We start from the raw sequence: 18508 nt of genomic DNA, 5'->3' as shown, positions 1-18508 counted from the left end.
TCGATATGACAAGCTCAAAAGAAATTATCAAAGTTCTGTTGCTTTAGCCTGTATATTTTTATGGCTACCTTTATAGGGTTAATTATAAACAGTAAATGTCAACAGACCCTAATCTTTAGAAGATAAATAAATGCCTTCTATCGGGTTAAATGTAAACTATGTCACAAGTTTGTTAGGTTTTTTGTTAGCATAATTGCATAGTGTTACAAAGCAGCATAATAAAAATGAAAATATATGCTATCCCTGTTTTTGCCTTAATGATCAGTTTATTAGGATTTTGTGTCCATAAACAGTCAGAAATCAGAAAATATGAAAAGATCCGTCATGTCTTGAACGATGGACGTGATTCAAGCAAATTGCTGGAATCCAATCGGCATCGACATTAAGCAGGTTATATATCTTCCTCCCGCCAATTGGGCTGGATTAATAAAATTAAAACCATAATAAATATAATAAAATTTTTTAAATATTCACCTGGAATATATTAATTTCTAATAAAGTGTAAAATCAAATAAGCAATAAGAAATCAATGTGTTATAATTTGCCAACGATCAGGATGAAGCAGAATTCATCTTGTTAAGCATTTGATTTAAATCGAGAAAATAAAGCTGCATAAAGGTTATGCAGCTTTTTTGTTTAGATTTTTTTTGGGTTTTTATAGCATAGCCCTGGGGCTGTAAGCTGTTCCAACATTTTAACCCGTCAAATGGCTATGCTGGCATATTCGTTGCTAACACATCCTTAAAATTGATGAATTTTTTTATAAAATTTCATTTATTTGACGGCTTGCTTAAAGCATAAAGTTTACTCAATAGGGGCTAGGTCATGACGACTCCTAATCCATCTTCAGAAAGTATGCTTGAACGTCTGTTTAAACTGAGTGAAAACAAAACCAGTTTCCGTACAGAAGTTCTTGCTGGTGTGACAACATTCTTAACGATGTGTTACATCATTATTGTCAATCCGATGATTTTGTCCGAAACGGGGATGGATCATGGGGCTGTCTTTGTAGCAACCTGTCTTGCAGCCGCGATTGGCTGTTTAGTCATGGGCTTGATTGCAAATTATCCAATTGCACTTGCACCAGGCATGGGCTTAAATGCCTTCTTTACCTATTCCGTCTGTTTGGGAATGGGTGTGCCTTGGCAAACAGCACTCGGGGCTGTGTTTATCTCCGGTCTTGTGTTTATTGCGATCAGCATGTTCAAAATCCGTGAAGCCATTGTAAATGCGATTCCAATGTCGCTGAAACTGGCCATCGGTGGTGGTATTGGCTTATTCCTTGCGCTGATTGCTTTGAAAAATGCCGGCCTGATTGTGGATAATCCTGCTACGTTGGTAGGTTTGGGCGATTTAAAACAACCATCGGTTTTGCTTGCATTATTTGGTTTCCTTCTGGTTGTTGTGATGCATCACTTTAAAGTGCGTGGTGCGATCATCATCAGTATTTTGGTGTTAACCGGTATTTCAGCAGCATTGGGTCTGAGTGAATTTAAAGGTGTGGTTGGCGCAGTGCCATCGATTGCACCCACATTTATGCAAATGAGCTTTGAAGGTCTGTTCACTGCCAGTTTAATTGGCGTGATTTTTGTCTTCTTCCTGGTCGATTTATTCGACTCAACCGGTACGCTTGTAGGTGTTTCACACCGTGCAGGCTTGTTGAAAGATGGCAAACTGCCGCGTTTGAAAAAAGCACTTTTTGCGGACTCTTCTGCAATTGTTGCAGGTGCAGCGCTGGGTACATCTTCAACTACGCCATACATTGAATCTTCTGCAGGCGTAGCAGCCGGTGGCCGTACAGGTCTAACTGCTGTTGTAGTCGGTATCCTGTTTGTTGCCTGTTTGTTCCTGGCTCCATTGGCACAGTCTGTACCAAGCTTTGCAACAGCGCCAGCGCTGTTATTTGTCGGTGTCTTAATGATTCAAGGTATCGTGCATATTGACTGGGAAGATATTACAGAAGCAGTCCCTGCATTTTTAACCATTGTATTTATGCCATTTACCTATTCGATTGCGGATGGTATTGCGATGGGCTTCATTAGCTATGCACTGATCAAATTGTTAACCGGTAAGGCATCAACTGTACCGTATATGGTCTGGATTATTGCAGTACTATGGACGCTTAAATTCGCACTATTTGGCGGCTAATTTTTCTAGATTTGGAAAGGGTGTAAACTCAGTTTGCACCCTTTTTTTATTATTTTAGGTTTCATGAGGAGAAGCGATGAACCGTCTTGAGTTGATTCGAGCTTTGCCAAAAGCTGAGCTTCATGTTCATATTGAGGGCACTTTTGAGCCTGAGCTAATGTTTGCGATCGCTCAGCGTAATAAAATTGCCATCCCGTATAAATCTGTTGAAGAAGTTAAACAGGCGTATAACTTTCATAATCTTCAGTCGTTCCTGGATATTTATTATGCTGGTGCAGCTGTATTGATTCATGAACAGGATTTTTATGATCTGGCTTGGGCGTATTTTGAAAAATGTGCTGAAGACCGGGTCGTGCATACTGAAATGTTCTTTGATCCACAAACCCATACCGACCGTGGCGTTGCTTTTTCAACCGTGATCAACGGCTTGCAAAAAGCCTGTGATGATGCCAAAACTAAACTTGGTATCAGTTCACATCTGATTATGTGTTTCTTGCGTCATTTAAGTGAAGAGGCTGCTTTTGCAACACTGGAACAGGCCTTACCTTATAAAGACCAGATTATTGCGGTCGGTCTGGACTCAAGTGAAGTAGGGCATCCACCTTCAAAGTTTGAGCGTGTCTTTGCTAAAGCACGTGAAGCAGGTTTCTTGGTTGTAGCGCATGCAGGTGAGGAAGGCCCGGCAGCTTATGTCTGGGAAGCTTTAGATTTGCTGAAAGTGAATCGTATCGATCATGGTGTACGCTCTGAAGAGGATCTGGCGTTAATGCAGCGCCTGATTGCAGAGAAGATGCCACTGACAGTTTGCCCATTGTCAAACCTGAAACTCTGCGTCGTGGATGATATGCAGCAGCATAATATCCGTCGCCTCTTGCAACAAGGCGTGCACGTTACAGTCAATTCAGATGATCCATCTTATTTTGGTGGTTATATGAATGACAATTTTATTGCCATTGCTGAAGCACTGGATTTAAGCAATGAGGAACTCAAGCAGTTGGCCATTAACTCATTTGAAGCCTCTTTTATTACCGATACTGAAAAAGAGCAATGGATCAACCAGATCCGTGCCCTGGTTTAAGTTTTTAAATAAAAGGCAGGGTTCGCTCTGCCTTTGTTTTTATAGATGGATATGAAATTGAAAAATATAATTCTGCTCATCAGTAGCGTGTTGATATCTGCTTGCTCAAATGCGGATATGACTTTGACACAGCGTACTTTAAAACCCGTGATTGAATACCAATGTGCAAAAGAATTGAAAGCATCTAAATTCTGGACTGCCTCGACCTATTTTATGCAGGACAAAAATAAAGCTGAACTTGAACAGAATGTCTGTTCATGTGTAGGTGAGCATGCACTCAAGGATATTCCGGCAAGCACTTTACTGAAAGCGACTCTGGATAAAGAAGTAAAGTCAAAACTCACGCAACAGGCTATTGCAAACAGTCTGAAAGGCTGCATGACCGAGTTCTTAAAATAAAATCAGTTTTGCAATGAAAGCTGATTGAGTGTGGTTTTGCAGATTATTTTTTAGAAGATTTGGATTGTCGGGTCATGCTGTTGAGTACATGATCTTTATCGATAAAATGATGTTTCAGTGCTGCGAAAATATGTCCAACTAAAAGTAAGCCAACTGCCCAGGAAAGCCAGATATGTAGGGGTTTTACGACCGCGGTTACAGCCGGATTTTCTGCAATCAGTGCCGGCAGGTTAAATAAATATAGCACTGGTGCTGGATAGCCCAGACTCCAGCTATATAAACAGCCGGTGACAGGTAGAGCAATCAGCATAAAATACAAAGCCAGATGACCTGCATGTGCCAAAGTTTTCATCCGGGGTGACATAGTGTCCGGTAGTTCAGGGGCAGGATGGGTATAACGCCAGAAAATTCGCACAACCAGTAGGAAAATAATGGTGGTGGCGATATTTTTATGCAGGGTGATGACATCGCCTTTAAAGCTGCCATCGACCTCATAACTTAAAAAATTCCCACTATAAAAACCAATCAGCCAGGCCGCAATAAAGATAACTGCCATGATCCAGTGCAACCATTGTGCCGTGCGCGTGTAATATTGTACTTTTTCCATGTGATTTTCGATTGCCCTCAAAGATGGATGCACCTTAGCAAAGGGCGAATCAGCCCAGCAATTCCAAATCTGCAACGCTATGGTGGCTTTCATGCAACATCTATTGAAATGGCTGGGTGCAGATTAAACATTCAGGATGATTTATAGATTTCTTATTCAGGTGAATTTCGGCACAATAGCGTCACGCTTCATATATGAATAAACAAGGAACAGATCTGTGAAAAAATTATTGGCTGCACTTGCTCCGCTTACTTTGGTTTTATCTGCTTGTGCAACAACAGGCAGCCCTGAAACGCAAACCACGACTCAACAGCTGGGTGGGGCTGCGCTTAAAATCGCGATCAATGCAAAATGTACGACTGAGCTGAATAATATTCCAGCATGGCAAACAGCTACACGTCTAATGACTACGACCCAAAAGCAGAATATCCAGACTGAAATTTGTGGCTGTGTCAGTGAAAAAGCGCCACAAAGTGTAACAGCGGTAGATTTGGCGACTGCAGCAATTGACCCGGCAGCACGTGCGACGATTGTCGGCAATGTGGTTGCAAAAACCATTAACGCTTGTGTGGCTGAAGCTGTAAACTAAGCCAAGATTAAATTGAAATAGGCTGACTGGTTCAGCCTATTTTTTATGGAAAAATAGACATGAAGATTGCTGGTGTAGATGAAGCAGGGCGTGGGCCATTAGTCGGTTCAGTCGTCGCTGCGGCAGTTATTTTGGATCCGAACAACCCGATTGAGGGTTTAAATGATTCTAAAAAACTCACTGAAAAGAAGCGTGAAAAACTTTTTATCGAGATTCAGGAAAAAGCGCTGGCATGGGCCATTGCTGAGGCTTCTGCGGCAGAGATTGATGAACATAATATTTTGCAAGCTTCTTTGCTGGCCATGCGCCGTGCTGTAGAAGCTTTGCCAGTTCAGCCTGAGCATGTATTGGTCGATGGCAACAAGATTCCACAGGGCCTTGCTATGAGCTGTGATGCCGTGGTGGGTGGTGATGCACTGCATGCTGAAATTTCAGCAGCCAGTATTCTGGCGAAAGTAACCCGTGATCATCAGATGATCGAGATGGACCAGAAGCATCCGCAATTTGGCTTTGCCAAGCACAAGGGTTATCCGACCAAGGCACATTTTGAAGCGATTGCCTTACATGGCGTGATTGATGAGCATCGTCGCAGTTTTGGGCCAGTAAAAAAGGTGATTGCAGCATTACAGCAGGGTGCAGAACTTTAAGTCTTATTTAAATTATCTAAGTATTTAATATTTTTGTATAAAATTTAGACAAATTTAAAGCGGCTCAAAAGCCGCTTTATTCTTCGCACAAACATTAACGGTTAAAGTTATTTTGTGTCTGGCTATCGTCTTCATAAGAAGGTTGGTAATCTTGATCGATATGTTGAAGATGTTCATGCATTGCACGTTCATGCTGGATACGCTGGTAAATCTCTTCACGGTGCACAGAGACTTCTTTCGGAGCATTTACCCCGATACGAACCTGGTTACCTTTTACACCAAGCACAGTCACACTGACTTGATCACCAATCATTAAAGTTTCCCCGACGCGTCGAGTCAGAATCAGCATGTTTTTCTCCTTGCAAAATGCAAAACCTGCAATCTATTGAATATAAAACAAAAAGCACAACCAAAAATTACAAAATAAGATCTGGATAGAAATTCTGTCATCTGGGTGAAAGATTTTAATCTATCTCAGCTGGTTAAAAATCCTCAGGCTTAATATAACAGAGCCACTATAAAAAAAACTATAGTGGCTCTGCATTTTTGTAGACTTTTATAAAATACTGTCAAACAATGACAATATTCTATCTTAACGCTTAAGCACGTGCGCTAGATTCGCCTTGTTCACGGTCTAAACCGAATGCGGTATGCAATGAACGAACCGCAAGTTCAAGATAATTTTCTTCAATGATCACAGAAATCTTGATTTCAGACGTCGAGATCATCAGGATGTTAATACCTTCATCTGCCAATGCTGTAAACATTTTGCTTGCTACACCTGCATGAGAACGCATGCCAACACCGACAATTGATACTTTTACGATATCTGAACGGGTCGCAACTTCACGCGCACCAATTTCTTGAGCAGTTGCTTCAAGAATAGCTTTGGCTTTATTTAATTCGCCGCGGTTTACCGTAAAAGTGAAATCAGTTGTACCATCTTCTTCAACGTTCTGGATAATCATATCCACTTCAACATTGGCATCACCAATCGGGCACAAAATTTTAGAAGCAATACCCGGTTCGTCAGGCACACCTAAAATAGTTAGTTTTGCTTCGTCACGGTTAAATGCGATACCGGAGATAATTGGCTGTTCCATGTTGTCTTCCAATTCAGTCGTAATAAGTGTACCAACGTTTTGCTTAAACTCTTCGTCGAATGCGCCATCGTTGTCATTGTCGAAGCTTGATAATACGCGTAAAGGTACCTGGTATTTACCAGCGAATTCAACTGAACGAATTTGCAGGACTTTAGAACCGAGTGACGCCATCTCAAGCATTTCTTCAAATGAAATACGATCAACTTTTTTTGCTTTTGGTGCAACACGTGGATCGGTGGTATATACACCGTCAACGTCGGTATAAATCTGGCATTCATCTGCTTTGAGTGCGGCAGCAATTGCAACACCTGAAGTATCAGAACCGCCACGCCCTAAAGTAGTGGTATTGCCATGTTCATCAAAACCCTGGAAACCGGCAACCACAAGTACGCGGCCTGCATCCAGATTTGAGTTCAGGACTTCAGTATCAATGGATTCGATACGTGCCTTATTGAATGAGCTGTCGGTTTTCATGCCAACCTGGCGACCTGTTAGTGATTTTGCTTCAACTCCAATTGAGTTCAGCGCCATTGCTAACATAGAAATCGTAACCTGTTCACCCGTAGATACCATTTGGTCTAGTTCACGTGGGTCAGGGGTTTCGGTAATGGCCTTCGCTAAAGCAAGTAGACGATTGGTTTCGCCACTCATTGCTGATACCACTACCACTACCTTGTGGCCGTGGTCATGCCAGCGCTTTACACGACGAGCAACATTTAAAATGCGCTCGGGAGTACCCATAGAGGTACCGCCATATTTTTGAACGATTAATGCCATAGTTGTTCCATATAAGCCATGACCCTGATGTACCTATCAGGGTCAGTTACACAAAATTGAAGTTTTATTTTGCTGCAAGCCAGGCAGTTAAATCTGCCATCACTGGAGCAAACTTCTCGTTAAGTGGCGCGCCACCTTGTGCCAAGTCAGGTTTACCACCACCTTTACCACCTAGCTCATTCGCTAAATGTTTGATGATGTCACCTGCTTTAATAGAAGCAGTAAAGTCTTTTGCCACAGATGCGATCAAGCTCACCTTGTCACCCTCTACACCTGCAAGAACAATCACTGCATTTTCTAATTTTGATTTCACACCGTCGTGCAGGTTGCGAAGTGCTTTCGCATCCATGTTTTCAACAGTTGTAATCAAGGTTGCACGACCTGCAATGCTTTGAACTTGGCTTAGAAGTTCACCGGCTTGCAGGCTAGCAAGTTTTTGATTGAGTTGTTCGATCTGTTTCTGCAAGCTCGATGCAGTATCAACCAACGCTTCAACTTTTTCTAAAGTCTGGTCTTTTTGTGCTTTGAGCAAACCGTTAATCATATTGATATCGCGATCGGCTTTTTGCGCAACTTCAACTGCTTTAGTGCCTGTTACTGCTTCAATACGACGTACACCGGCTGCCACACCACCTTCAGAGGTGATTTTGAACAGACCGATATCACCGGTACGTTTTACGTGAATACCACCGCAAAGTTCGATTGAGAAGTTTTTCTCTTCAATCACTGAACCCATAGACAGTACACGTACTTCGTCACCGTATTTCTCGCCAAACAGCATCATCGCGCCTTTAGCTTTCGCAGACTCGATATCCAGAAGTTCAGTAGACACCGCAGTATTGGCAATCACTTCAGCATTGACTAAACGTTCAATTTCTTGCAGCTGTTCAAAGCTTACAGGTTGGTCATTGGCAAAGTCAAAACGTAACACATCAGATGCAACCAATGAACCTTTTTGCTGTACATGTGAACCTAAAATTTGACGTAACGCAGCATGTAGCAGGTGAGTCGCAGAGTGGTTGCGCGCAGTTGCTGCACGAATATCTGCTTTTACTGTTGCTTCTACATTTTGAGTAACTTTCAAGTTACCCATCGTCACGATACCTTGGTGTACAAATGCGCCACCAGATTTTTTGGTATCTTGAACTTCGAAAATACCAGTATCGTTTTTAAAGATACCTGTATCACCGATTTGACCGCCGCTTTCTGCGTAGAAAGGTGTTTGGTTGAGTACGATCAGTGCTTCATCGCCTTCAAACACTTCATCAACTTGCTCGCCATCTTTGTAGATTGCGATGATTTGACCTTCACCTGCAGTTGCGTCATAACCATCAAACTGAGTTTCGCCTTCAACTTTAACTACGCTGTTGTAGTCGATCGCGAATTTACCTGCATCACGTGCGCGTTGACGCTGTGCAGCCATTTCAGTTTCGAAACCAGCTTCATCAATAGTTAAGTCACGTTCACGTGCGATATCTGCAGTCAAGTCTGTCGGGAAGCCGTAAGTGTCGTAAAGTTTAAATACTACTTCACCCGGAATCACAGAACCTTTTAACTGTGCCAATTCACCTTCAAGCAATTTCAAACCTTGCTCAAGTGTTTTGGCAAATTGTTCTTCTTCTTTAAGAAGTTGTGCTTCGATACGTGCTTGTTGAGCAGCAAGTTCAGGGTATGCATCGCCCATCACTTCGATCAGTGGCTTCAACATTTTGTGGAAGAACGAACCTGTTGCGCCTAATTTGTTACCATGACGTACTGCACGACGGATAATACGACGTAGTACATAACCACGGCCTTCATTCGATGGATTTACGCCATCAGCGATCAAGAATGAACATGAACGTGCATGGTCCGCAACGACTTTCAATGAAGCAGGATACTGAACTGGTGTGCCTTTCTCAGCAGCTTCAGCTTCAAGCGCTGTAGTATCCAGACCAATAATTTCAGCCGCAGCTTTAAGTAAATGCTGGAATAAATCGATTTCGTAGTTTGAGTTGACGTGCTGTAAAACTGCAGAAATACGCTCCAAGCCCATCCCTGTATCCACAGAAGGCGCTGGAAGAGGGTGTAACACGCCATCAGCAGTACGGTTGAACTGCATGAAAACGTTATTCCAGATTTCAATGAAACGGTCACCATCTTCTTCAGGAGAACCCGGTAGGCCACCCCAGATGTGATCGCCATGGTCAAAGAAGATTTCAGAACATGGACCACAAGGACCGGTGTCACCCATTGCCCAGAAATTATCAGATGCGTATTGACCGCCTTTGTTGTCACCAATACGGATGATGCGAGATGCATCTAGACCGATTTCTTTGTTCCAGATGTCAAAGGCTTCATCATCGGTGTGGTAAACGGTTGCATAGAGTTTATCTTTAGGAAGACCAAGCCATTCTTCGTTAGTCAAAAAGTCCCAAGCAAATTTGATCGCATCACGTTTGAAGTAATCACCAAAGGAGAAGTTACCCAACATTTCAAAGAAAGTGTGGTGACGTGCTGTATAACCCACATTGTCCAGGTCATTGTGCTTACCACCTGCGCGCACGCATTTTTGTGATGACACTGCACGTACATAATCGCGTTTTTCTAGACCTAAGAAGCAATCTTTAAACTGGTTCATACCAGCATTGGTGAACAGCAAAGTTGGGTCATTGGCAGGTACTAGAGAACTCGACGCGACACGTGTATGCCCTTGCGATTCAAAGTAACGCAAAAATGCTTCACGAATTTCAGCTGATGTCATAAAACGAGTACTCACAACCAAGTCACTCCATAATTTCCGATTTGGCTAAAACACCACAGTCTGACAAGCATATAAGAGCTCTGCTGCAATGCGGGGCTTAAAAATTTAAAACGCCAAATTATAACGGAAAAAGCAGTATGCACCAATCATTTTAAAACCAATTGCGAAGGATTTATTTACTCAGGTTTTTCGCTGAATAATTAAATTGAATTTTCCCACAGTAGAATTCGTGGATATCCATCACATTAAAAATAACTGGAATTTTAAATGACCCAGATACAGACGGATGGATCAGAAATAAAATAATCGAAAATCAGTATTTTCTCTGAAGTTTTTTAATGTACGGCGCCAGAAATCCTTTAACATAGAAGAGTTTTAAAATAGGCATATAAAAGGTCGAGTCATGCAACGAGTGGCAATCAATGGATTTGGGCGTATTGGACGGAATGTACTGCGCGCATGGTTTGAAAATCCGAAAGATTTTAATTTTGAAATCGTTGCCATTAACGATATTGCCGATGTTGAAACCCTGATCCATCTATTTAAATATGACTCGACCCATGGCCGTTTTCCGGGGCAGGTGGATCTCAGCTATGATGCTGAACATATCTATATGCATATCAGCTATAAAGATACTGCATTAAAAGTACAGGTTTTGTGTGAGTCGCATCCGGCTAAGTTGCCTTGGCAAAACTTGACGGTAGATGTAGTGCTTGAATGTACTGGGCTATTCCGTTCTCGTGAAGCCGCGACCCAGCATATTGGCGCAGGGGCGAAACGTGTGATTATTGGCGCGGCACCTTTTGATACGGTCGATGCCGCAATTGTCTATGGTGTCAATCATCATGAAGTCAAAGCATCGGACCAGATCATTTCCAGTGTTTCTTGTACTACGCAGGCTTTGGTGCCACTGGTCAAAATTATTGATGATGCATTTGGCATCAGTAGCGCCCTGATGACCGAAATCCATGCTGTTACGGCGGATCAGTCGGTACTGGATCATGCACATCGTGATTTGCGACGTGCACGTGCCTCGGGCCATAACATCATTCCGACCACTTCGAGCGCACTCGGTGCCTTAAAGCGTGTCATGCCAAAAATGGAAGATCGTATTGATGGTTATTCGATTCGGGTGCCAACCATTAATGTGGCCGCGATTGATTTGACCTTTGTCTCCCAGTCGCCGATTACCGATCACAAGTTAAATGAAGTTCTGATTAAGGCTGCCCGGCAGGATTTTGCCGAAATTATGTCGGTAACGGACGAGCCCTTGGTATCGAGTGATTTTAATCATTCCCCGTATTCACTGATTGTTGATCTGACCCAGACTCTGGTGGTCGGGCATCAAGCTAAGGTTTTTGCCTGGTACGATAACGAGTGGGGCTATGCCAACCGTCTACTGGATTTATGTGAATCATTTCATTAAGTTCGGGTTATCTAAACCTCAAAAGCACCAAGACACGGTGCTTTTTTCTTTCCTATAAATATTCTGCAAGCCATGTTTTAAGAGAATTTGCCGGTAATTGATCGAAAATCAGGAATTGAGGCTGAATTATTTACGTTATCTGCAGCATTTTTCGTTAAGATAAAGACAATAAAATGAAATAAGAGCAAGCACATGATGGTGGTTTGGGGATTTATTATACTGCTGACTTTGGCGGTAATTTTTCTGATCTGGCTGCAGTTTAATCAGAGTGATGAGCCACGTAGCGTGGAAGGCGTGCCAGTCGAAGAAAAAATCGTGCATCTGGAAGAAAATTTAAAAAAGACCCTGGAAATCATGCAGGATCTAGCCAAAAAAATGCATGTGCAGCAGGAAGTGCTGGATCAGACCACAGCCAAACTTCAGCAGGTTGAATTGCAAAATGCCGAACTGGTCAGTTTGCTGACCAAAGTGGTTGATCCACAGAAATAAACAAAACCCCTTTAGAGATCATTTAAAGGGGTTTTTCTAGCGTTAGATTATTAAAATTCTTAAAATTGCAGCAGAAACCATACTGATGGCGACGGTCGGTAATAATCCAAAACGTGTAGCGGCAAATAGCGTTAAAGCCAAGGCGATCAGGTCTGCAGGATGGTCGCGTACAAAATAGGGTGCAATCACTGAAATCAGCACGCAGCCGGGGACTACTTCCAGAATTTTTCGCTGACGCTGTGTCAGCGTTTTGTTTTTTAATAAGACATAGCCCAAGATCCGGGTTAAATAAGTGGTCGCAGCAATCAGGCTAATGGCCACTAAGGTACTCATCTGGATCATGTTTGATCCTCTTGAATCAGGAAAAATGCCGAAGCGATTCCAGATAAGGCACCAATTGGCACATACCAGCCCGCAGGTAAATATAAATAAGCCAAAGCCGCACAGACTAAACTGACCAGCCATGGCCGGGCAGCCTCAAAACCTTTCCACATACTTCTTAGTAACACCAGAAATACAGCAGGAAAGGCCATATCAAAACCAAAACGGTTGATGTCGCCTAATACAGGTCCAAGCATGGCCCCGAGTGTGGTAAATCCGACCCACATCAAGTACAGGCAAAAACACAGGCCGGCATAATAAGGCATGCTAAACGCAGCACGATAACCCAGTTGCGCCTGTTTCCTTTGTGCATCAGCCAGACCGAGTGCCCAGCTTTCATCGACCATAAAAAACAGCGCCGGAAAAACTTTAAGATTCGGAAGATGCTTTAAATACGGAACCAAACTGGCGCCCATCAACAGATGCCGGCTATTTACCAGAAAGGTAATGAACATCAGCATGAGTAAATTTGGTGGACTGCTCCAGACTTCCAGAATGGTAAATTCAGAACCGCCGGCAAAGTTCAAACCGGTCAGTAATGGCACTTCGAGCAAGCTGAAATTCTTCTGTACTGCCGTCGCACCCAGTACCAGCGCAAAGGGGATAATCCCTAAAAGCATGGGAATAGAATCTTTCATGCCACGTTGAAATTCACTGAAATCGGTAGGGGCAACTATTGCTGCGGTGCTTTGTCTGAACAAAAGCATGGAAATGACCTGGGTACTGCAAAACTAGACCATATTTTATGGCGATATTCAGGCTATTTGCTGTTGTAGTGAAAGAGATTTGAGTTTTATTTGAAATTAAATTGCGCTAAATTAAATTTAAGAGGTTTTAAATGCCAAGGCATAGACATGGATCAAATAGATAAACGCATTTTGCATGAGCTGCAAAAGAATGGAAAACTGCAAAATAATGAACTGGCTCAATTAATTGGCTTGTCACCGTCACCCTGTTTAAGACGGGTAAAACAGCTGGAAGATAATGGCGTGATTGAGCAATATGTCGCACTGCTGAATCCACAAAAGGTCAATTTGGCGATGAGCGTGTTTGCACGCGTCTGGCTCAAGTCTCAAGAAGCTGCTGTGGTCGATCAATTTGTCGAAGCGATCAAGGAAATGCCAGAAGTCGTCGAGTGCCAGTTAATGGCAGGCGATTGTGATTTCTTTTTAAGAATTGTGGTGGCTGATCTGGATGCCTATCGTAAATTTCAGATTCATCATTTAACCCAAATTCCCTGCATTCAAAGTGTAAAAACTGAAATTCCATTGCAAACGGTTAAAAGCACGACTGCATTGCCTTTGGTTTAATGCCGGATTTTGTCATGCTATTTGTTTTAAATGTGCATTAAAACGCTGATAGTTGACACAATTGTTGTTGATTTCATCAGGTAGCGAAAATTATAAAATTTGCGATGCACAGCCAAAACTATCGTGCTAGACTAGGAGAAATCGGGTGTGCTCCCGATTTTTTTATGCGGATTCGTTCCGCGCTGACAAGAATTTAGGTTTACAACATGCCCATTTCAGAGACATGGTTATTACCTGATGGTGTAGCTGATGTATTACCAGAACAAGCGCAAGTTATTGAAAGTCTGCGCCGTAAATCACTGGATTTCCTTGCATCTCGAGGTTATCAGCTGGTGTACACGCCATTCATTGAATACATCGAATCTCTATCTTCTCTCTCAGAATCGAATCAAGATTTAGACTTAGCCACTTTTAAAGTAATCGATCAGCTTTCTGGTCGTTTGCTTGGTGTGCGTGCCGATATGACACCACAAGTGGCTCGTATTGATGCGCATGTACATCCAGTGGAAGGTGTAGCACGTTACTGCTATGCAGGAACCGTTCTGCATACCAAGCCTCGCGGTTTTAACACTTCGCGTGCGCCACTACAGTTAGGTGCGGAGCTATTTGGTTCAGACAGCATCGATGCCGATGTAGAAATGGTCGACTTGATGATCAGTCTGATTCAGGAAACAGGTCTGGCAGATGGTATTCATCTGGACTTAGGTCATGTGGGTTTATTCCGCAGTCTGGTGGCTCAAGCCGGCTTAAACAAAGTCGCTGAACAGCAATTATCTGATTTATACCAGCGTAAGGCTTTGCCAGAATTAGAAGAATTCACGGCAGACCTGAAATTTGGTCAGGATTTCTATGCACTTGGACGCTATGCCAGCGACCTGGATGCATTACAAGCGCATTTAAGTGCTGAAGTGTTGGCAAATCCAGCATTTACGCAGGCTTTTAATGTCTTGCAAACCACCAAAGACGAAGTTCAAACCCGTTGGCCAAACTTGAGTATTGGTATTGATGTGGTTGAATTACGTTCATACCATTATCATACTGGCTTGATGTATGCAGTCTATGCACCGAACCGTGCAGCTGCACTGGCACAAGGTGGCCGTTATGATGGCATTGGTGAACATTTTGGCCGTGCGCGTCCGGCAACCGGTTTCTCTTGTGACTTATATGCTTTAAGCGCAGGCCAGTTTGATGCGGTACAGGTCGTGGTTGCACCTAAAGGCACTGATGCAGAACTTCTGAATGCAATTCAGAATATTCGTGCACAAGGCTTAAGTGTAATTCAGTTACTGGGTAATGATGATTTAAACTCGATTCCATATGCGACGCACCAGCTGGTGAATGCAAATGGTGAGTGGACAGTCAAAACGATTTAACTGCTTGGCTCAGTGTTCATGTCGCTGAGCGGGGCTTTCAACTTTAACAGCATGATGTAATGAGGCTATTATGGGCAAGAATGTTGTGGTACTTGGTACCCAATGGGGCGACGAAGGTAAAGGTAAAATCGTCGACCTGCTCACAGATCAAGCGGCAGCGGTAGTTCGTTATCAAGGCGGACATAACGCAGGTCACACTCTTGTGGTTGGTGGTAAGAAAACTGTCTTACACCTCATTCCATCAGGTATTTTACGTGAAAACGTATTGTGCTTAATTGGTAACGGTGTTGTTCTTTCTCCTGAAGCGCTCATCAAAGAGATGGACATTCTTGAAAAAGAAGGCGTTCCTGTTAAAGAACGTTTACGCATTTCTCCAAACTGTCCATTGATTCTTCCGAACCACATCGCACTTGATCAGGCGCGTGAGAAAAAACGTGGTAATGCGAAGATTGGTACGACAGGTCGTGGTATCGGTCCTGCATACGAAGACAAAGTAGCACGTCGCGCAGTACGTGTTGCTGACCTAGTACGTGGTGGTGAACATCTTACTGCTCAGTTAACTGAACTTCTGGACTACCATAACTTCCAGCTGACTGAATACTACGGTGTTGAAGCAGTTAAATTGGAAGATGTGCTGGCACTTTGCGACGAATGGCGTAAAGTTGTTGCGCCACTGGTTGTGGATGTGACCACTGAATTGCATAACTACCGTAAAAACGGTGACAACATCATGTTCGAAGGCGCGCAAGGTTCACTTCTTGACGTTGACCACGGTACATATCCGTATGTGACTTCTTCGAATACCACTGCTGGTGGCGTAAGCTCTGGTTCAGGTCTGGGTCCTTTGCATCTTGACTATGTACTGGGTATTACCAAAGCGTATACAACGCGTGTAGGTGCAGGTCCATTCCCAACTGAGTTGGTGTATGACGCTGCAAATGACACGGGTGATGCGATTGGTAAACACCTCGGTACGATTGGTAATGAATTTGGTGCCTCTACTGGCCGTCAACGTCGTTGTGGCTGGTTCGATGCTGAAATCCTACGCCGTTCAGTTGACGTAAACTCACTTTCTGGTATTTGCCTGACTAAACTTGACGTTCTTGACGGTTTAGAAGAAGTGAAAATCTGTGTGGGTTATGAAGCTGCAGATTCTGGTTGTGTCGGTTCTTCTGATGCGCTTGCATTCGAAACTTTAAAACCGATTTACGAAACTATGCCAGGCTGGTCTGAGTCAACTTTCGGTGCGAAATCACTGGATCAATTGCCAGAAGCTGCATTGAACTATGTAAAACGTCTTGAGCAATTGATTGAATGTCCAATCGACATCATTTCAACAGGTCCAGACCGTGAAGAAACGATTGTTCTTCGCCACCCGTTTGATGCTTAATCTTCATTTGATTAAAGCTTGAATGATAAAAACCCATTTCCGGATGGGTTTTTTTATATCCTGAATTTATGCAGCTATTTCAAGACTAAAGTTGCATCGGTAATGTAGCGTGATGTGCTTTAACATAGCGGTATATAAAGAAAGAAAAATGAGCTGCAGGATGCAAAAAAATATATCGGCGACCATGTTTTATTCATTGTTATTCGCGATGGGCGGGGCGCCAACAATTGCCATGATGATTATTCGTGCGCAAACCCAAAATCCCGAAGTGATTTATGCGGCGCTGATTGGTCTGAGTGTCATTATCGCCTGTGTATTAGTGCCTATTATTTTATTGCAAAATGCTTTTTTATATTTCAAACGTAAAGACGAAATGCTTGAACAGAAAATCAAACCACTGAGTCAGGTTTACTTGGGCTTAAATATCATCTGTCTGATTTATTGGTTGGCGATACAGTATTTGGCTTAAAAATTACATAATTTATAAGAAGATGAATGAATTAAGCGTTTAGCTGCTGCGTGCTTTCACTTATAATTTTTACAATGTAAATTGCCCTTAAGCCAAGGTGGAGTAAATTATAATGAAGAATAAACTTTTATTGAGTATGGCGGCTGCTACAGTCGTAACATTATCAGGTTGTACCACCATTGCCGATATGGCAGGGGCAGATACTGCGACCTTAAATGCATCTGCGAGCCAAAGCTATAATGCCATGGTCAATGATGCGCGCAATAAAGGCCAACTGGATACCAGTTCAGCCACCTATAAACGGATTAATAATGTATTTAACCGTTTGAAGCCAGTTGCTAACCAGATGAATCAAACCGGTACAGCATTCCAGTGGCAATTGGCTGTGCTCAAATCTGATCAGGTCAACGCCTTTGTTGCACCAGGTGGTAAGGTTGTATTTTATACCGGTATCGTGAATAAACTGAATCTGACCGATGCTGAAATTGCAGCGATTATGGGTCATGAAATGGTGCATGCCTTAGAAGAGCATTCTAAGCAGAAAATCGGTGCTCAAGCCCTGACTGATCTGGCTTTGGGTATTGGCTTAAATGCAGCAGGTGTAGGTCAAGGTGGCGCTGCAGCAGCACAATTAGGTAGTCAGATCGGTATTGGCTTGCCATACTCGCGTAATCTGGAAAGCCGTGCTGACCAAGGCGGTTTAATGTTGATGGCGCGCGCAGGTTATAACCCGAATGCAGCCATTACCCTGTGGGAAAAAATGAACAAACTTGGTGGCGGCAGTGGTGCAACCTTCCTGTCTACGCATCCATCGAATAGTCAGCGTATTGGGCAAATGCGTCAACAATTGCCAGCAGCGATGCAGATTTATAACCAAAAAAAATAATCCACTGATCATCCTGTAAAAGGAGATCTTGATCGGATTGGAAAGGCAGGGCAATGGCTCTGCTTTTTTTATAGCTAATTGGGTGGTTAATATTCTACGGGCTATTTTCAGGCAATAAAAAAGGCAAAGTCAGACTTTGCCTTTTTTCACTCAAGATCAAAAGATCTTAGTGCTGGTGACCGCCTACACCGTGTACGTGACCGTGATCTAATTCTTCTTGAGAAGCTTCACGAACAGATACGATTTCAACTTCGAAAGTCAGGTCTTGACCAGCAAGTGGGAAGTTAGCATCCACCACAACATTGTCGCCTTCAACTGCTTTAACAGTTACGATTTGCACGCCGTCATCAGTTTGAGCTTGGAACTGCATGCCTGCCTGAATGTTGTCTACGCCTTGGAACATTTGCGCAGGAACTTCTTGAACTAGGTCAGGGTTGTATTCCCCATAACCTTCAGCAGCAGGAACGTTTACAGTGAATTTTTCACCTACAGTTTTGCCTTCTAACGCATTTTCTAAACCTGGGATGATGTTACCTGCACCGTGCAAATAGGCAAGTGGTTCACCTTGAGATTGGTCGAGAGTTTCACCCTCTGCGTTAGTCAATGTGTAGTGGAAAGAAACCACGAGGTTATTTGCAATAGCAGTCATGTTAATTGATCCATTCAATTTTTTAAGGGTACATCATAAAGTGA

At 43.0% G+C, this 18508-nt stretch carries 19 protein-coding genes; 12 read left to right on the top strand and 7 right to left on the bottom strand.

From position 1 onward, the window contains the following. Positions 1 to 825 precede the first annotated feature (825 nt). The 3 genes from AC1IR0_RS06855 to AC1IR0_RS06845 all read left to right on the top strand — a co-directional run bounded on the left by AC1IR0_RS06855 (position 826) and on the right by AC1IR0_RS06845 (position 3625). Positions 826 to 2148 (top strand): NCS2 family permease, encoded by a 1323-nt coding sequence (locus AC1IR0_RS06855; protein WP_004645563.1) that lies wholly within the window; start codon positions 826 to 828, stop codon positions 2146 to 2148. A 76-nt stretch (positions 2149 to 2224) separates the two neighbouring features. Further along, positions 2225 to 3226 carry an adenosine deaminase gene (locus tag AC1IR0_RS06850; RefSeq protein WP_409665868.1) on the top strand — a complete coding sequence of 334 codons (1002 nt, stop codon included), beginning with the start codon at positions 2225 to 2227 and terminating at the stop codon, positions 3224 to 3226. A gap of 45 nt (positions 3227 to 3271) precedes the next feature. After that, positions 3272 to 3625, top strand: coding sequence for a hypothetical protein (locus AC1IR0_RS06845; RefSeq protein ID WP_479741251.1), 354 nt, complete (start codon positions 3272 to 3274; stop codon positions 3623 to 3625). A 43-nt stretch (positions 3626 to 3668) separates the two neighbouring features. Here AC1IR0_RS06845 and AC1IR0_RS06840 read toward each other — a convergent pair whose 3' ends face one another. Continuing rightward, positions 3669 to 4232, bottom strand: coding sequence for a cytochrome b (locus AC1IR0_RS06840; RefSeq protein ID WP_409665866.1), 564 nt, complete (start codon positions 4230 to 4232; stop codon positions 3669 to 3671). Between the two features lie 217 nt (positions 4233 to 4449). Between AC1IR0_RS06840 and AC1IR0_RS06835 the strand changes: the two genes are divergently transcribed. Then, the gene (locus AC1IR0_RS06835) at positions 4450 to 4821 is read left to right on the top strand and encodes a hypothetical protein (protein WP_004278974.1); all 372 of its coding nucleotides are present in this window, start codon (positions 4450 to 4452) and stop codon (positions 4819 to 4821) included. 59 nt (positions 4822 to 4880) lie between these two features. Beyond that, positions 4881 to 5468, top strand: coding sequence for a ribonuclease HII (rnhB, locus tag AC1IR0_RS06830; RefSeq protein ID WP_004278973.1), 588 nt, complete (start codon positions 4881 to 4883; stop codon positions 5466 to 5468). 94 nt (positions 5469 to 5562) lie between these two features. Here the strand turns inward: rnhB and csrA are convergent, their stop codons facing one another. From csrA to alaS, 3 genes are all read right to left on the bottom strand, one after another. After that, positions 5563 to 5817: a carbon storage regulator CsrA gene (csrA, locus tag AC1IR0_RS06825; protein ID WP_004278972.1), complete on the bottom strand. Its 255-nt coding sequence runs from the start codon at positions 5815 to 5817 to the stop codon at positions 5563 to 5565. Between the two features lie 250 nt (positions 5818 to 6067). Continuing rightward, positions 6068 to 7348 carry an aspartate kinase gene (locus AC1IR0_RS06820; protein WP_004278971.1) on the bottom strand — a complete coding sequence of 427 codons (1281 nt, stop codon included), beginning with the start codon at positions 7346 to 7348 and terminating at the stop codon, positions 6068 to 6070. A gap of 64 nt (positions 7349 to 7412) precedes the next feature. Then, positions 7413 to 10106: an alanine--tRNA ligase gene (gene alaS / locus AC1IR0_RS06815; protein ID WP_409665864.1), complete on the bottom strand. Its 2694-nt coding sequence runs from the start codon at positions 10104 to 10106 to the stop codon at positions 7413 to 7415. Positions 10107 to 10494: 388 nt separating this feature from the next. Between alaS and AC1IR0_RS06810 the strand changes: the two genes are divergently transcribed. Beyond that, positions 10495 to 11517 carry a type I glyceraldehyde-3-phosphate dehydrogenase gene (locus tag AC1IR0_RS06810; RefSeq protein ID WP_409665862.1) on the top strand — a complete coding sequence of 341 codons (1023 nt, stop codon included), beginning with the start codon at positions 10495 to 10497 and terminating at the stop codon, positions 11515 to 11517. A 192-nt stretch (positions 11518 to 11709) separates the two neighbouring features. Next, positions 11710 to 12006, top strand: coding sequence for a hypothetical protein (locus tag AC1IR0_RS06805; RefSeq protein ID WP_004278968.1), 297 nt, complete (start codon positions 11710 to 11712; stop codon positions 12004 to 12006). A gap of 42 nt (positions 12007 to 12048) precedes the next feature. Here the strand turns inward: AC1IR0_RS06805 and AC1IR0_RS06800 are convergent, their stop codons facing one another. Next, entirely contained in the window at positions 12049 to 12348 is a 300-nt protein-coding gene (locus AC1IR0_RS06800) for an AzlD family protein (RefSeq protein ID WP_312584356.1), read from the bottom strand. Then, positions 12345 to 13094: an AzlC family ABC transporter permease gene (locus AC1IR0_RS06795; RefSeq protein ID WP_312584358.1), complete on the bottom strand. Its 750-nt coding sequence runs from the start codon at positions 13092 to 13094 to the stop codon at positions 12345 to 12347. The genes AC1IR0_RS06800 and AC1IR0_RS06795 overlap by 4 nt, the downstream gene beginning before the upstream one ends. Before the next feature lie 147 nt (positions 13095 to 13241). Between AC1IR0_RS06795 and AC1IR0_RS06790 the strand changes: the two genes are divergently transcribed. From AC1IR0_RS06790 to AC1IR0_RS06770, 5 genes are all read left to right on the top strand, one after another. Then, on the top strand, positions 13242 to 13697 hold the full coding sequence (locus AC1IR0_RS06790; protein ID WP_253145738.1) for an Lrp/AsnC family transcriptional regulator: 456 nt from the start codon (positions 13242 to 13244) through the stop codon (positions 13695 to 13697). 206 nt (positions 13698 to 13903) lie between these two features. After that, positions 13904 to 15070, top strand: coding sequence for an ATP phosphoribosyltransferase regulatory subunit (locus AC1IR0_RS06785; protein WP_004278964.1), 1167 nt, complete (start codon positions 13904 to 13906; stop codon positions 15068 to 15070). Between the two features lie 70 nt (positions 15071 to 15140). Then, on the top strand, positions 15141 to 16460 hold the full coding sequence (locus AC1IR0_RS06780; protein WP_004278963.1) for an adenylosuccinate synthase: 1320 nt from the start codon (positions 15141 to 15143) through the stop codon (positions 16458 to 16460). A gap of 160 nt (positions 16461 to 16620) precedes the next feature. Then, the gene (locus AC1IR0_RS06775; RefSeq protein ID WP_005103587.1) at positions 16621 to 16929 is read left to right on the top strand and encodes a hypothetical protein; all 309 of its coding nucleotides are present in this window, start codon (positions 16621 to 16623) and stop codon (positions 16927 to 16929) included. A gap of 112 nt (positions 16930 to 17041) precedes the next feature. Then, the gene (locus AC1IR0_RS06770) at positions 17042 to 17815 is read left to right on the top strand and encodes a M48 family metallopeptidase (protein WP_005106510.1); all 774 of its coding nucleotides are present in this window, start codon (positions 17042 to 17044) and stop codon (positions 17813 to 17815) included. A gap of 166 nt (positions 17816 to 17981) precedes the next feature. Here AC1IR0_RS06770 and slyD read toward each other — a convergent pair whose 3' ends face one another. Further along, on the bottom strand, positions 17982 to 18464 hold the full coding sequence (gene slyD / locus AC1IR0_RS06765) for a peptidylprolyl isomerase (protein WP_004278960.1): 483 nt from the start codon (positions 18462 to 18464) through the stop codon (positions 17982 to 17984). Positions 18465 to 18508 lie beyond the last annotated feature (44 nt).

This window comes from Acinetobacter sp. 129952 (genome assembly GCF_056642055.1).
This window is presented reverse-complemented; position numbering and strand designations above follow the sequence as displayed.

Excerpts from the sequence above, each read along its gene's own strand:
- AC1IR0_RS06855 (WP_004645563.1), top strand. The coding sequence starts at position 826 with ATGACGACTCCTAATCCATCTTCAGAAAGTATGCTTGAACGTCTGTTT.
- AC1IR0_RS06850 (WP_409665868.1), top strand. The coding sequence starts at position 2,225 with ATGAACCGTCTTGAGTTGATTCGAGCTTTGCCAAAAGCTGAGCTTCAT.
- AC1IR0_RS06845 (WP_479741251.1), top strand. The coding sequence starts at position 3,272 with ATGGATATGAAATTGAAAAATATAATTCTGCTCATCAGTAGCGTGTTG.
- AC1IR0_RS06840 (WP_409665866.1), bottom strand. The coding sequence starts at position 4,232 with ATGGAAAAAGTACAATATTACACGCGCACGGCACAATGGTTGCACTGG.
- rnhB (WP_004278973.1), top strand. The coding sequence starts at position 4,881 with ATGAAGATTGCTGGTGTAGATGAAGCAGGGCGTGGGCCATTAGTCGGT.
- csrA (WP_004278972.1), bottom strand. The coding sequence starts at position 5,817 with ATGCTGATTCTGACTCGACGCGTCGGGGAAACTTTAATGATTGGTGAT.
- AC1IR0_RS06820 (WP_004278971.1), bottom strand. The coding sequence starts at position 7,348 with ATGGCATTAATCGTTCAAAAATATGGCGGTACCTCTATGGGTACTCCC.
- AC1IR0_RS06810 (WP_409665862.1), top strand. The coding sequence starts at position 10,495 with ATGCAACGAGTGGCAATCAATGGATTTGGGCGTATTGGACGGAATGTA.
- AC1IR0_RS06805 (WP_004278968.1), top strand. The coding sequence starts at position 11,710 with ATGATGGTGGTTTGGGGATTTATTATACTGCTGACTTTGGCGGTAATT.
- AC1IR0_RS06800 (WP_312584356.1), bottom strand. The coding sequence starts at position 12,348 with ATGATCCAGATGAGTACCTTAGTGGCCATTAGCCTGATTGCTGCGACC.
- AC1IR0_RS06795 (WP_312584358.1), bottom strand. The coding sequence starts at position 13,094 with ATGCTTTTGTTCAGACAAAGCACCGCAGCAATAGTTGCCCCTACCGAT.
- AC1IR0_RS06790 (WP_253145738.1), top strand. The coding sequence starts at position 13,242 with ATGGATCAAATAGATAAACGCATTTTGCATGAGCTGCAAAAGAATGGA.
- AC1IR0_RS06785 (WP_004278964.1), top strand. The coding sequence starts at position 13,904 with ATGCCCATTTCAGAGACATGGTTATTACCTGATGGTGTAGCTGATGTA.
- AC1IR0_RS06780 (WP_004278963.1), top strand. The coding sequence starts at position 15,141 with ATGGGCAAGAATGTTGTGGTACTTGGTACCCAATGGGGCGACGAAGGT.
- AC1IR0_RS06775 (WP_005103587.1), top strand. The coding sequence starts at position 16,621 with ATGCAAAAAAATATATCGGCGACCATGTTTTATTCATTGTTATTCGCG.
- AC1IR0_RS06770 (WP_005106510.1), top strand. The coding sequence starts at position 17,042 with ATGAAGAATAAACTTTTATTGAGTATGGCGGCTGCTACAGTCGTAACA.
- slyD (WP_004278960.1), bottom strand. The coding sequence starts at position 18,464 with ATGACTGCTATTGCAAATAACCTCGTGGTTTCTTTCCACTACACATTG.